This window comes from Amycolatopsis sp. NPDC049252 (assembly GCF_043197175.1).
In the GTDB taxonomy this organism is placed as follows: Bacteria; Actinomycetota; Actinomycetes; order Mycobacteriales; family Pseudonocardiaceae; genus Amycolatopsis.
Genome location: NZ_JBICSQ010000002.1, coordinates 112,753 through 125,953, shown reverse-complemented (window position 1 = coordinate 125,953; position 13,201 = coordinate 112,753). Strand labels below are relative to the sequence as shown.

13 protein-coding genes and 1 tRNA gene are annotated in these 13,201 nt (G+C 70.0%); 7 read left to right on the top strand and 7 right to left on the bottom strand.

From position 1 onward, the window contains the following. Nucleotides 1-23: 23 nt before the first annotated feature. The gene (gene lanKC / locus ACGFMK_RS03400; RefSeq protein ID WP_392758044.1) at nucleotides 24-2,588 is read right to left on the bottom strand and encodes a class III lanthionine synthetase LanKC; all 2,565 of its coding nucleotides are present in this window, start codon (nucleotides 2,586-2,588) and stop codon (nucleotides 24-26) included. 445 nt (nucleotides 2,589-3,033) lie between these two features. Here lanKC and ACGFMK_RS03395 point away from each other — a divergent pair, with 445 nt between their 5' ends. The 3 genes from ACGFMK_RS03395 to ACGFMK_RS03385 all read left to right on the top strand — a co-directional run bounded on the left by ACGFMK_RS03395 (nucleotide 3,034) and on the right by ACGFMK_RS03385 (nucleotide 4,695). Next, on the top strand, nucleotides 3,034-3,399 hold the full coding sequence (locus ACGFMK_RS03395; RefSeq protein WP_323329136.1) for a hypothetical protein: 366 nt from the start codon (nucleotides 3,034-3,036) through the stop codon (nucleotides 3,397-3,399). A gap of 22 nt (nucleotides 3,400-3,421) precedes the next feature. Further along, a complete protein-coding gene (locus ACGFMK_RS03390; protein ID WP_323329724.1) occupies nucleotides 3,422-3,793 on the top strand; it encodes a hypothetical protein in 372 nt (123 codons plus the stop codon). A gap of 197 nt (nucleotides 3,794-3,990) precedes the next feature. Continuing rightward, nucleotides 3,991-4,695 (top strand): S1 family peptidase, encoded by a 705-nt coding sequence (locus tag ACGFMK_RS03385; protein ID WP_392758042.1) that lies wholly within the window; start codon nucleotides 3,991-3,993, stop codon nucleotides 4,693-4,695. Here the strand turns inward: ACGFMK_RS03385 and ACGFMK_RS03380 are convergent. The 3 genes from ACGFMK_RS03380 to ACGFMK_RS03370 form a co-directional block, all read right to left on the bottom strand. After that, nucleotides 4,692-5,171: a SixA phosphatase family protein gene (locus tag ACGFMK_RS03380; protein WP_392758040.1), complete on the bottom strand. Its 480-nt coding sequence runs from the start codon at nucleotides 5,169-5,171 to the stop codon at nucleotides 4,692-4,694. The genes ACGFMK_RS03385 and ACGFMK_RS03380 overlap by 4 nt on opposite strands. 1 nt (nucleotide 5,172) lies before the next feature. Then, the gene (locus ACGFMK_RS03375) at nucleotides 5,173-5,322 is read right to left on the bottom strand and encodes a hypothetical protein (RefSeq protein WP_392758039.1); all 150 of its coding nucleotides are present in this window, start codon (nucleotides 5,320-5,322) and stop codon (nucleotides 5,173-5,175) included. A gap of 146 nt (nucleotides 5,323-5,468) precedes the next feature. Further along, nucleotides 5,469-5,541, bottom strand: a tRNA-Lys gene (locus ACGFMK_RS03370). Between the two features lie 109 nt (nucleotides 5,542-5,650). On the opposite strand from ACGFMK_RS03370, the gene ACGFMK_RS03365 reads away from it, so the two are divergent. Then, the gene (locus tag ACGFMK_RS03365; RefSeq protein WP_392758037.1) at nucleotides 5,651-6,196 is read left to right on the top strand and encodes an AAA family ATPase; all 546 of its coding nucleotides are present in this window, start codon (nucleotides 5,651-5,653) and stop codon (nucleotides 6,194-6,196) included. An 18-nt stretch (nucleotides 6,197-6,214) separates the two neighbouring features. Here the strand turns inward: ACGFMK_RS03365 and ACGFMK_RS03360 are convergent, their stop codons facing one another. Beyond that, entirely contained in the window at nucleotides 6,215-7,063 is an 849-nt protein-coding gene (locus ACGFMK_RS03360; RefSeq protein WP_392758035.1) for a hypothetical protein, read from the bottom strand. Nucleotides 7,064-7,272: 209 nt separating this feature from the next. Between ACGFMK_RS03360 and ACGFMK_RS03355 the strand changes: the two genes are divergently transcribed. After that, nucleotides 7,273-7,809, top strand: a complete 537-nt coding sequence (locus ACGFMK_RS03355; RefSeq protein WP_392758034.1) for a DinB family protein — start codon at nucleotides 7,273-7,275, stop codon at nucleotides 7,807-7,809. A 10-nt stretch (nucleotides 7,810-7,819) separates the two neighbouring features. Here the strand turns inward: ACGFMK_RS03355 and ACGFMK_RS03350 are convergent, their stop codons facing one another. After that, entirely contained in the window at nucleotides 7,820-8,452 is a 633-nt protein-coding gene (locus ACGFMK_RS03350) for a TMEM175 family protein (protein WP_392758033.1), read from the bottom strand. A gap of 1,115 nt (nucleotides 8,453-9,567) precedes the next feature. Here ACGFMK_RS03350 and ACGFMK_RS03345 point away from each other — a divergent pair. Both ACGFMK_RS03345 and ACGFMK_RS03340 read left to right on the top strand, forming a co-directional pair. Continuing rightward, nucleotides 9,568-11,256, top strand: a complete 1,689-nt coding sequence (locus tag ACGFMK_RS03345; protein ID WP_392758031.1) for a lyase family protein — start codon at nucleotides 9,568-9,570, stop codon at nucleotides 11,254-11,256. Nucleotides 11,257-11,341: 85 nt separating this feature from the next. Beyond that, nucleotides 11,342-12,328: an SCO0930 family lipoprotein gene (locus ACGFMK_RS03340; protein WP_392758029.1), complete on the top strand. Its 987-nt coding sequence runs from the start codon at nucleotides 11,342-11,344 to the stop codon at nucleotides 12,326-12,328. 18 nt (nucleotides 12,329-12,346) lie between these two features. Here the strand turns inward: ACGFMK_RS03340 and ACGFMK_RS03335 are convergent, their stop codons facing one another. Further along, nucleotides 12,347-13,045: a DUF4383 domain-containing protein gene (locus tag ACGFMK_RS03335; RefSeq protein WP_392758027.1), complete on the bottom strand. Its 699-nt coding sequence runs from the start codon at nucleotides 13,043-13,045 to the stop codon at nucleotides 12,347-12,349. Nucleotides 13,046-13,201: the final 156 nt, after the last annotated feature.

Here is a 13,201-nt window from a genome sequence, read left to right as displayed (position 1 = left end):
TTGTTCTTCGATTCCGCCGGTCCTCAGCGACCGGAGGTGTGGGGGGACGGCGTGCCGCCCAGGAAGGGCAGCACCTCCTTGCCGTCCAGGAGGGCGGCGAGCGCGAGGAGGATCCCCGCGCCGCCGGTGGTGACGTCCATCGACAACCGCAGCAGCTGGTTGCCGGGGAAGGCGAGCCCGCCGCGGAACGGCACCGCGTACCAGGCCAGCCGGGCCAGGTGCAGGTCGATCGCGTCGCGGACGCGCTGTTCGGGTGCGGCCCCCATGCCGAGTGCGACCGCGAGCCCCAGCCGGCCGTAGAGCAGGCCGGGGTGGATCACGAACTCGCCGCGGCACGACTGGCGCAGCTCGGGCAGGCTCTCGCAGGCGGCGGCTTCGGGCCGGTGCCGCGCCAGCTGCTCGGCGACCACGAGGATTCCCGCGCTGCCGATACCGGCGTACGGGAGCGTGCGCGTGGCTCCGTCCCGGACCTGCAGTGACGCGTCGTCGGCGAGCACGCATTCCTCGAGGTCACGGCTGAGCGCCTGGTCGGCGAACGCCAGCCAGGCGGGCTCGCCGGTGCGCTCGAAGAGCCGGATGAACAGCAGCGCCGGGCCGGACCAGCCGGACAGCAGGCCCGCGCGGGCGAACTTCCCGGGCGGCGCGGCGGTTTCGAGCGCCTCGGCCAGCCGGACCGCGGTGGTCAGCGCCTGCCTGCCGAACTCGTTGTCCTGCCGGGCCGCGGCGAAGTGCAGCTGGGTCAGGCCGATGCCGGCCAGCCCTCCCTCCAGCGCGTGGTCGGTGGTCTGCTCGACCAGCCGAGCGGACGACGCCAGCAGCCGGCTCGCCTCGTCGTGGTGCCCGAGGTTCTCCAGCACGTAGGCGATGCCGTAACTGCCGTCGTAGAACCCGGGCCGGGTCGGCGGGTCACGGCGGACCGAATCGATCAGCCAGCGCTCGTGCTCGGGGAACCGCCCGACGCCGGTGACGTCGAGGGCGTGCAGCACGCCCGCGGCACCGACGCCGAAGCAGGCGCCGCCGACCCGGAACTGCTCGATGTCGCCGGGGAACAGCCGGTCCTGGCGCTCCGGTGTCGCGCTCGCGAGGATCGCCTCGGCGATCTGCTTGCGGACGAGCGGCCAGTCCGGTTTCTCCTGGTCGAGCTCGGTGTGGACCGGTGCCGGCTCCGTGGCCTTCGCACGCGGAGCCAGCACCGAGACTGCGGCGTCGGCGTACCCCTCGGGCAGGCCGAACCGGCGTTCGACGAAGTCGGCGACGCCACGCAGCTTCGCCGGCGCCAGCTCCAGCAGCGCGGACAGCGGCAGGAAGATCCACAGCCGCAACGCCGCCAGCGCGTGCTCGTCGATCTCGAAGCCGGTCCGGTCGGCCGGCGCGCGGAACCCCGGCGCGCCGAGCGCGGGCCGCTCGCCGGACTCGACGTCCGCGGCCATCTCGAAGTCGATCAGCGAAACGCGGCTCTCGTCGTCTTCGTCGATCAGGATGTTCAGCGCGTGGAGGTCGCCGAAGACGAAGCCGCGGGCGTGGATCGCCTCGATCGTTTCCTCGACCTTCGCCAGCACGGCCAGCGCGCGTTCGGCGTACGCGGTCAAATCGGCTTCCGTGGTGTCGCGCCTGGTCAGCGGGTAGTTCCGGGCCAGCCAGTTGCCGAGCGACGTGCCGGGCATGTATTCCATGGCGAGGTAGTGGTGTTCCCATACGGTGAAGGTCTCGATGGCGCGGGGCACACCGGGGATGCCGGTCAGCCGGTCGAGCACCCTGTGTTCGCGGCGCAACCGCTCGACGGCGTCGATCTGCGCCCGGTCCAGGCCCGCGTGCGGCCGGGCCTCCTTGAGGACCACCTGGTCGCCGCCCGCTTTCGGGTCGGCGAGGTAGACGCCGCCACCGTTGGAGAAGTGCAGCGAGCTCGTCACCCGGTAGGGGAATTGAGCCGGGTCGCCGGCCTTACGCGCAGCGATACTGCTCTGCAAACAGGGCGGAATTTTCACCCAGTCGGGTACGGAGAACGTCGGTTCCCGTTTGTCGGGAACGAGCCTGCCGTCGGGCTTGCGGATCGCCAGGACGCGGTTGCCGTCGTGTTCGACCCACTGCTCGGCGAATCCGCCGTAGCGGACATACAGGGGGCCCGCGCCATAACGCAGGTCGCTCAGGATATAGGCCCCGTGCTCGCCCTCGAGGCGCACCGACAGATCGTCCAGCACGCGCTTCAGCTCGTCTTCATTCGCCGGATAAATCGTGATCAGTTTCCCGCTTCCGTCGCGGGGCGCGTATTTCGAGTTCCGGGCGAGCAGGATCAGCGGCGAGCGCAGGTGCTTGTAGGCGACGCGGTACTCGAGACAGTACTCGTGCACCTGCGCGAGGACCCGGCCAGCGTTGTCCAGACCGGCGGAGACGTGGATTTTCCAGCCCTGACCGGGTAATTCACGGCCTTCGGGGTGCAGCACGCGCCACACGCCACGCTGGGCGGCGACCCAGCCGGCGTCCGGCGCCGGCAGCGCCGTCGCGAACTCGCCGACCGACGCACCGATTTCCTGTTGTTCGTCGTAGAACAACGGATCGGCGAAGCAAAATGCTTCGTAGCGCAGGTCCATCGAGATAGCCCCTCTGTGCGTTCCCCGGTGCGGCACGTCCCGGGACGAGGAATATTCCCCCATGCCGGACGGGTCCACGCCAATCCGCCAACCCGGGGGTTCAACTGGGCTATCCGAGGTAGGCAAAAGAGGCACTTACCAGGCGGTAGCCGAACACTGCGTGATTTCCACCCGGCAACCAACCACTCCGTAGGGGTGTAACACGAAGATTTTTACGCCATTCCTGCAGGTCCAAACAAGACCCCACCGGAATAAGCCGCCGAATTGGCAGAATGCCATCAAGGGACACCACGTGATCGATTTTCCTGATACCACGAGTTGAGGTTGGCCGCACGGTCCACTGTGGATCGCCTCGCGTGGCCCCCGCCACGCCCGAACCACACGGCCGGCGGGCCGTCCGGTACCCCGGGGTAAGTTGACGCCGGCGGACCGGAAGGAGGAACGGGTGATCTTCGGATTCGCCGTGACGGTGGCCGTGGCTGCCACGCTCGTCGCGCTCTGGAGCTTCGTCCAGGCGGCCCGCAACCGGGAACCGGACAACCCGCTCCTGATCGCGCTCGCGGTCATCGAGGTGCTGCTGGTCGTCCAGCTGGTGATCGGGATCGTGCTGCTCGCCGGCGGTGAACGCCCCGGCAGCCTGGCGACGTTCCTCGCCTACCTGATCGGCTGCCTGGTCGTGCTGCCCGCCGGCGCCGCCTGGGCGCTGGCCGAGCGGAGCCGGTCGAGCACGGTCGTGCTCGGCATCGCCTGCCTGGCCATCCCGGTGATGGTGCTGCGACTGAACGAGGTGTGGAGTGGAGCAACAGCGTAGGACGGCCACCGGCCCCGGACGGGTGCTCGTCGCCGTGTACGCGATCTTCGCGCTGGCCGCGACGTCGCGGGCCGGCGTCCAGATCAGCACGAAGTTCCACGAAGCGCCGCTCGCGTACATCCTCTCGGCGTTCGCCGCGGTCGTGTACATCGTCGCGACGATCGCGCTGGCCCGCCGCGGCGACGGCTGGTGGCGCGTGGCCCTGACGGCCTGCTCGATCGAGCTGCTGGGCGTGCTGACCATCGGCACGCTGAGCATCGTCGACGCGGCCGCGTTCCGGCACCCGACCGTCTGGTCGGTCTACGGCGAGGGCTACCTCTTCATCCCGCTGGTCCTGCCGGTCATCGGCCTGTACTGGCTACGCAAGACCGCCCCGGCGCGCGTCACCGCCTGAACGCGCAGCCGAGGAGCTCCCCCGACCGCCCCATGGTTGAGCACGGGAACAGTAGGTAGCCCTCCTCGCGGCAATAAATGAGGGTGCGCCGGACGACTTTCGTCGGTTCCGGAAATTCGTTCCGCAAACGGACAATCCTCACGTTCGGTCCCCACCGGCCTTTTCGTGCGGCTATCCCGCACCCATGAGGAGTGAGCGTGAAAGTACGCTTCGGCAAATTCGTCCTGCTGGCCGCGAGTACGGCGTTGGCGGTGGTCGGCCTCGCCGGTCCCGCGACGGCCGAGACGTCGATCATCGGCGGCAGCAACGCCTCGAGCGGCCCCTGGGCGGCGCGGCTGTTCGTGAACGGCCAGCAGAACTGCACCGCGACGATCATCGCGCCGCAGTACATCCTGACCGCGAAGCACTGCGTCAGCAGCTCCGGCACGTACACGTTCCGGATCGGCAGCCTGGACCAGACCAGCGGCGGCACGACGGCCACCGGTTCCACGATCACCCGCTACAACGGCCCCGCCGACCTGGCGATCGTCCGGCTGACGACGTCGGTGAGCGCGACGTACTCGCCGCTGGGCAGCGTCGGCGACGTCGCGGTCGGCCAGAACGTCTCGGTCTACGGCTGGGGCGCGACCAGCCAGTGCGGCTCCGAGATCAACTGCCAGTCGCGGTACCTGAAGGTCGCGACGGTCCGGGTGAACTCGATCGGCTGCAGCGACTACACGGGCGGCGTCGCGGTGTGCGCGAACCGCGTCAACGGCATCACGGCCGGCGGCGACTCGGGCGGCCCGATGTTCGCTTCGGGCCGCCAGGTCGGCGTCGCGTCGACGAGCGACCGGTCGAACAACACGGCGTACACGAACATCACGCGTTACCGCAGCTGGATTTCCCAAGTCGCCGGAGTTTAGAAATCCCGAGGACGGAAGAAAGCGGTCAGCTGGGCCCGGTCGAGCCGGGCCCAGTTTTCCGCCACCGCGAATACCGCGACGGCACCGGTCGGAAACGCGTCGATCGCCGTTCTGCCGGCGAGCTGGAAAGTCACTTCACTGACACTGGGCTCGTGCCCGACGAGCGCAAGCCTCGTGACGTCGTCCGGCGTCCGCCGCGCGATGTCCAGGTAGTCCCCGCCGTAGAGTTCATCGTCGTACTCGACCGGCGGCTGCTGTTCGAACTCCCCGGAGACGAGCTGCCAGGTCTCCCGCGCCCGGCGGGCGGTGGAGCAGCGGACGCGCTCGGGCAGGAAGCCGTTTTCCTTCAGCCAGCGCCCGGCCTTGGGAGCGTCTTTGAGCCCCCGCGGCCCGAGAGGACGTTCGTGATCGTCGACGCCGTCGGGCCAGGCGGACTTGGCGTGCCGGAGAACGAGGAGCAACCGGGGCTGGTCCACGTCACCACCGCCCCGCGAGTACCGGGCGGGTCGCGTAGAGATACCAGTGGCGGGCGGCGGCTATACCGAGCACCCCGGCCCACAGCCACGAAGTCCACACACTGGTGAGCAGCCCGAGGGCGAGAAACATGACCGTCCCGATCGTGGTCACGATCGCGGTGGCGAGAATCCACCCCCGCTGCCTCGAAGTCAGCTGAGCAGGCCAGTCGGCCGTACGTCGGTTCCGGTCCACGTGCGAAGCCTCCCACGCAACCGCGCCCGCCGGCGACGGGACAGCCGCCGAGCAGGGAGTTCGAGTGGGCCGCCTGGGGCTCGAACCCAGAACCTACGGATTAAAAGTCCGCAGCTCTACCAATTGAGCTAACGGCCCGTGTGCTCAGCTTAGCCGGGGTCCGCCCGGCGGCCGTCCGCGGGTGGATCAGCCCGCCGTGAAGGTCAAGACTGGTCTTGCCCCGATGGACCTGCCCATGATGGCGTCCATGCCTGACGAAACCGGTTCGCTGCTGATCCTCACCGGGCCGCCCGGGGCCGGGAAGTCCACCGTCGCCCGGTCGGTTGCCGAAGGGGCGGCGCGGCCGGCCGTTCACCTGCACACCGACAGCTTCTACGTCTGGATCCGGACCGGCTTCGTGCCGCCGTACCTGCCCGCGGCCGCCCGGCAGAACGAGGTCGTGCTCGGCGTGCTCGCCGAAGCCGCGTGCGGGTACGCCCGCGGGGGTTACGACGTGGCGCTTGACGGCATCGTCGGGCCCTGGGCGTTGCAGCCGTTCCGCGACGCCGTGAAGCGGGACGGCCTGGAGCTGTTCTACGTCGTCCTGCGGCCGAGTCTCGAGGTGACGCTCGCCCGCGGGACCGCTCGTGAAGGCCGGGGACTCACCGAGATCGAGCCCATCAAGGGGATGTACGGGGCGTTCGCCGCCCTGGGTGAACTCGAGCGGTACGTGCTCGACACCTCGGAGCAGAGCGTCGACGAGACCGCGTCCGCCGTGCGGCTTCGGGGCCGCACGGCGGACTTCGCGCTCTGACGCTCCCTTATGGACGGATCAGCACGTCACGTAGAGACCCGTGTAGGCCGTGCACTTCTTCGACGCCGTGTCGTTCGCGGCGTTCGGGTCGGCCGGGGTGCTCGCCGCGCGCTGGGCGGTGGTCGTGAACGCGCCCCAGGCGAGGACGCCGCCCTCGGACGTGAACTTCGCCGTCGCCGAGGCGCCCGCGGCCAGCGTGCCGACCGTGCAGCTCAGCGTCGCGCCGGACTTGGTGCAGCCGGTCGTCGAGGTGACCGTGCGGTTCGACCCCGGGTTGACCGTCACGCGGACGCCGGTCGCCGAGGCCGGGCCGGTGTTCGACACCGTGACCACGTAGTCGACCCGGGCGAACACGCCGATGCGCGGGGTGGCCGTCAGCGCGACCTTGACGTCGGCCTTCGGTGCCGCCGTGATCGTGACGGCCGGACCGTCCTCGACGCCGAACGCGTAGTTGTCGCCCGCGAACTGGTGCTGCAGCGTGTACTGGCCGCCGATGGCGTCTTCCTTGACGCGGAAGGTGAACGTCACCGTCGCGCTGTCGCCCGGGCCGAGGTCGCCGACGCCGCCGCGGAAGCTGCTCAGGTACTGCGCGCACGGCGCGATCGAGCCGGTGCACGACACGAGGTCGACCAGGTCGACGATCGGCGATTCCTTGGCGTAGACCGCGGCCTTCGCTCCGGTGATCGTGAAGTCGGTCGGGTTGTAGAGCTGCTCGGTGACCGTGAACGTGTCGCCGGCGCCGAGGGTGGTGTCGCTGACGTCGAGGGCGCTGGCGGGCGGGGCCGCGGACGCGACGGCGGGCGCCGCCATGAGGACCGCCGCGGTGAGCGCGGCCAGAACGGCGGCTCTTCGACCGGTTCGCTTCATAGTTCGTTCTCCTGTTTCCGAACCGAGGGTGCCGCTCCGACCGGTGGGGACTGGTACTGCGCAGCAGGTGACGAAGATCAGATCGCCGCTCCCGAAGATTCGTTACCGGGTCCGCCAAACCGTGTCTGAACTGGGGTTATGAGCCGTTGCCCGGTCACCGGGCGACGTCGCGAACCGAAATTGTCGTACCTCTGTGGCACGCTCCGCGCATGACCGAACACATCGTCTACTCGCCCCGGTTGACCGGTGCGCGCACCGAACTGACCCAGGTCGCGGACGAGCGGCAGGCGCTGGCCGAGACCGTCGACTACTACCGGCGCACGTTCGAGCTGAAGTGCGCCGGCTTGACTCCCGCGCAGTTGTCGGAGCGCTCGGTCTCTCCGTCGACGTTGTCGCTGCACGGGCTCGTGCGGCACCTCGCCGCGGTCGAACGGTGGTGGTTCCAGCTCCAGTTCGCGGGCGAGGACGTGCCGAACCTCTACCACTCCGACGACGACCCGGACCTCGAGTTCACGGAGCTGGACGGCGACGTCGAGGAGGCGTTCGCCTTGTGGCACAACGAATGCGAGCGGTCGAGGGAGATCGTCGCGGCGGCGAGCTCGCTGGACGCGACCGGTACCCGGAGGAGCACCGGCACGCCGTTCACGTTGCGCTGGCTGATGTTGCGGACGGTCGGCGAGTACGCGCGCCACTGTGGACAAGCCGACCTGATCCGCGAGCGGATCGACGGCGCGACGGGCGAGTGAACCAGTCCTTTCAGTCCTTGCGGAACCGAATAAGGAGGCCGGAGACGAGCGGAATTGCGATCCAGCAGGCGTAGGCCCAGGTCGTGAAGAACGCGACCGGGATCGACACGGCGAAGGCGGCGATCATCACGCCTGCCCCGCGGTAGGTCCTGCCGAAGAGCTCCGGCGGGGTGTCCGCGCGGTACAGGTGGTGGCGCTGGATCTGCCAGACCATCAGGACGAACACGCTCATCGCGACGACCTGCACGATGGCGTAGAAGACGAAGCGGAATTCGAACGCGCCTTCTTCACCGAGCACCTTCGTGGCGAACGGCATGATCACCTGCATCAGCAGCCAGACGAAGCTGAGCCTGATCAGGCCACTGGTCACCCTGGTGACGTGCTCGAACAGCCGGTGGTGCGCGCGCCAGTGCCCGCCGATGACGGCGAAACTGATCAGGAAGGAGATGTATTCGGACTTGTGATCGCCGAGTGAGTGCAGCAGCTCGGTGCCGGAGAAACCTTCCGGCAGCGGCAGCTCCAGGGCGAGCAGGGTGATGGCGATGGCCACGACGGCGTCCGAGAAGAAGACGAGCCGCTCGGCGGCGAACAACCGTTCCTCGGATGCGGCGGCGGTGTCTTCGCCGGGCGTGGCGTCAGTCATGGTCGGAAAGGGTGCCAGACGCGATCGGGTGACCGAAGCCGAGGTCGCCCGGCGTGGCTCGGCCGGCTCGAAGGCTGGGTTCAGCGGGCTTGGCTGGTCGGCGCGGTTCGGTGTGCTTGGTCTGGCGGACCTGGTTGACGAGCTTGGTCGGCAGGGCGTGGTTTGGCGAGCATGGTCTGGCGGGCGCGGTTCCGTGAGCTTGGTCGGCAGGGCGTGGTCCGGTGAGCCAGGTCCGGCGGGCGCGGTTCCGTGGACTTGGCCAGCAGACGTGGCGAGCGCGGGTCGGCAGGCGCGGCTCGGTGGGCTTGATCGCCGGCGTCGCGCGGGCCGGACGCGGGGTTGACAGGCGCGGTTTGGTGGGCGTGGTCATCAGGCATGGCGAGAGCGAGTCGACAAGCGCTGTTCGGTGGCTTGATCGCCGGCGTCGCGCGGGCCGGACGCGGGGTTGACAGGCGCGGTTTGGTGGGCGTGGTCATCAGGCATGGCGAGAGCGAGTCGACAAGCGCTGTTCGGTGGCTTGATCGCCGGCGTCGCGCGAGGCGAACGCGGGTTGGCGGGCACGGTTCAGTGGACTTGGTCGGTAGATATGGCGAGCCGGGTCGGCAAGCACGATTCGTCGGACTCGATCGGCAAGCGTCGCGCGGGGCGAACACGGGGTCGGCAGGCACGGTTCAGTGGACTTGGTTGGCGAGCGTGCCTCGGCAGCGCGGTTCGGCATGGCCGCGGTTCAGTGGCCATGGTTCGGTCGCCGTGGTCGGCAGGCGTGGCAAGAGCGCGTCCACAGGCGCGGCTTGGCGAGCGTTGTTCAGCGGGCGTGGCTCGGGCCGCGGTTCGGCGTGAGCTCGGTTCCGTGGACTTGGCCAGCAGACGTGGCGAGCGCGGGTCGGCAGGCACGATTCGGTGGGCCTGTTCGGTAGGTGTGGGCCTGGCGAGCGTGGCTCAGCGGGCGCGGTTCGGCATCGGCGGCCAGGCGGGCGTGGTCAGGCCGGCGTGGCCAGGCGGGCGTGGCCAGGCAGCGCGGGCTCACCAAGCGCCGGCTGGGTGGCCACGCTCAGACCCTCCGGCGGGTGACTGCTCAGCCGTGGCCGAGGCTGGGTGCGTGCGATGCTGAGGCCATGACCGTCGACCCCGATTGTGGGCTGTTGTCTCCGGTGCGGGCTGGGACTCCGGCCGAGTCTTCGACTGGCGATGAGGCCTGGTTGCGCGCCATGCTCGACGCCGAAGCCGCGCTGGCGAGAGCGCAGGCTCGGCTCGGCACGGTGCCTTCGGCCGCGGCGGATGCGATCACCGAGGCGGCAGGTAGCGCGCGGATCGACGTCGTCGAGCTGGCGCGGGGGTCGCGGGCGACCGCGAACCCGGTCGTCGGGCTGGTCAAGGCGCTGACGTCGGCCGTCGGGGCGATTGCGCCCGAGGCCGCCGAGTACGTGCACCGCGGCTCGACCAGTCAGGACATCTTCGACACCGCGATGATGCTGGTCGCCGCCCGGACGCTGCAGCCGCTCGCCGACGACCTCGACGCCACCGCCGAGGCCCTGGCCGAGCTGGCCCGCGAGCACCGGGACACGGTCATGGCCGGCCGGACGCTGACGGCGCACGCCGTGCCGACGACGTTCGGCCTCAAGGCCGCCGGCTGGCGGCAGCTGGTGCTGGACGCGGCCGTGCGAGTCCGCCGGGTCCTGGACGGCGGACTGCCCGTCTCCCTGGGCGGCGCGGCCGGAACGCTGGCGGCGTACATGGAGTACGCCCGCCTCGCCGACGCGAGCTCGGGCGACGCCGGGCTGGGCGAGTCCACGCGCGCAGACCATGGGCGGGATGGCGCCGCGCTTGCGGACGCGAAGCCTTCCGCCGGCGGCGCTACGCCCGCCGACGCCGGGCTTGCTGATGCGGTGGCTGCCGACATCGGGGCTGCGGGCGCCGGGCCTGCGGAAGGCGGAGCAGCAAGCGCCGAGCCTGCCGAAGGCGGAGCGGCAAGCGCCGGACCTGCGGAAGGCGCGCCTGCGGGGGCTGGGCCGACCGACGCCGGGTACGCGGAGCGGTTGACCGCTGCCTTCGCCGAGGAGACCGGGCTGGCCGCGCCGGTGCTGCCGTGGCATTCGCTGCGGACGCCGGTCGTGGACCTCGTCGGCGCGCTCGCGTTCGCCGCCGGTGCGCTCGGCAAGCTGGCGGTCGACGTCGTCACGCTCACGCGGACCGAGCTGGGTGAGGTCACCGAACCGGCCGCCGATGGGCGGGGCGGGTCTTCGGCGATGCCGCACAAGCGGAACCCCGTGCTGGCGACGCTGGTGCGCTCGGCCGCGCTGCAGGTGCCCGTGCTGGCCGCGGGGGTCACCCAGTCGATGCTGACCGAGGACGAGCGTTCGGCGGGGGTCTGGCACGCCGAGTGGCAGCTCGTCCGGGAATGCCTGCGGTTGACCGGCGGGGCCGCGCACACGGCCGTCGAGCTGGCGCGTGGGTTGACCGCTCATCCCGGCCGCATGCGGGACAACCTGGCCTCGACGCACGGGCTGATCGTCTCCGAGCGGCTGTCGGCGGTGCTCTCGCCGCTGCTCGGCAAGGCCAAGGCGAAGGAACTGCTCGGGGAGGCGTCCCGGCGGGCGGTTCACGAAGGCCGTCCGCTGCGCGAGGTGCTCGACGCGCTTCCCGCGGTCACCGACGTGCTGACCCCGGCGGCGCTCGACGCCCTGCTGGACCCCGCCGGCTACACGGGCGCGGCCGGCACGCTGGTCGATCGCGCCCTCGGCGACGGCACCACGACAAGTGGAGAGCCTCCGACCTGGGGCGAAGGGCCCGCGAAAATACTTTGAACCGCCTTCGCCGAGTGTCCGTGTAGTGGGTATCAGGCAGCCGCACCGAGCGGCGGAAAACCCTACGGACACAAGGAGAACTTCCATGCTTCGCACGCGCATCGCCGTCTCCGTCGCCGCTGCGGCAGCCGGGCTGGCAGTGCTCACCGCTTGCTCGGGCGCCGAAACCGCACAGCCCGTCGTCGCTCCGGCGGCGGCCGGTGGTACCGGCGGCGGCCAGCAGCTGGGCAACGCAGCCCCGGCGTCGAACGAGTCGAAACTCGTCGTCGCCGATGTCGCCAGCGTGGGCCAGGTGCTCACCGACCAGAACGGCATGACCCTCTACCGGTTCGACAAGGACACGGCCAAGCCGCCGAAGTCCAATTGCGACGGTGACTGCGCCAAGGCCTGGCCGCCGATGCTGGCCACCGGGGACGTGCAGGTCCAGGGGGTCGACAAGAGCCTCGTCGGCAAGGTGACCCGGACCGACGGGACCGAGCAGATCACCGTCGGCGGGTGGGCGCTCTACCGCTACGCCAAGGACACCAAGGCCGGCGACGCGACCGGCCAGGGCGTCGGTGGCGCCTGGTACGCCGCGAACGCCAAGGGTGGCAAGGCCGGCCAGCAGGCCGCGACCGAAGCCGGCGTCGTGAAGCTCAGTGCCAGCAAGATCGACGGCCTCGGCGACGCGATCGTCGACCAGAACGGCATGACGCTCTACCTGTTCACCAAGGACACCAAGAAGGCCAAGACGTCCGCCTGCAACGGCGACTGCGCCAAGACCTGGCCCCCGGTGCTCTCGAACGGCAAGGTCGAACTGCAGGGCATCGACTCGAAGCTGCTCGGCAGCATCAAGCGCGCGGACGGCACCGAGCAGGTCACCATCGGCGGCTGGCCCGTGTACAACTTCTCGAAGGACCTGAAGCCGGGCGACGCGAACGGCATGGGCGTCAACGGCACCTGGTTCGTCATCGAGCCCAACGGGTGCAAGGTCGGCACCACCCCCAGCACTGCCGCCACCAGCCAGGCTCCGGCCAGCAGCGGCAGTACGGGAAGCAGCTCCAACGACTCGTCGGGTGGCTACAGCTACTGACCACCCGAACCCACTGATCTAGTGCGCGAGGCCCGGCGGACGCTCTTCACGAGCGACCTCCGGGCCTTGCTCGTTGCGGTCACGACGCAGGAACGGACGACGACGCCGGGGCGCCTCGGTGTCCGCGACGGCGACGCGGTCGCGGTCGGCGGCGGAACCGTCGACCACCGGGACGCGCTCCGTCACCTGGTCGTTGTCGACGACACGATCGCGGTCGGTGCGCTGCTCGACGACGGTGGGTTCGTCGGCCACCTCGTCTTCTTCGGGCACGAGAATCGTGCGGCGGGCCGGGAAAACAGCGATCAGCAGACCGAGCGCGGCGACACCGAGGTGCAGCCAGGTGTCGGCCGGGCCGAGGTCCATCGGGTTGCCGGCGGTGGCGAACGGGTTATTCGAGATGAGGCCGTCGATCATCATGCCCCAGACGAACAGGGCGCCGTAGCCGATGAACAGCAGCCAGCCGAACGTCCGGGCGCGGCCCGAACCGAACGCGAGCAGGAGGCCGACCACGCCGGTCACGACGCGGACGAGGCTGGTCAGTGGATTGCTCGAGAACCGCCACAACCCGGCGTCGTGGTGGCCGGCGAAGTTCCCGATACCGGTCCTCGTGAATCCGATGATGCCGACGATGATGAACGCGATCCCGGCCAGTCCGGCCAGTACCTGCGCCGGCTGCAGGCCGCGAACCCGGATGCGTGCGCCTTTCGCGTGAGCCATGACTCCAGTCCTTCCCAGCATGTGGTGACGACTGTCACCGCACCCAGGTACCCCGCGACCACTGTGCGCGAAACGAGGCGAAATCCCCCAGACGTCCGATCACTGGCACCGTACCGATGACAACGATGTCGGAAATCGCCGGACCCTCCACAAAGG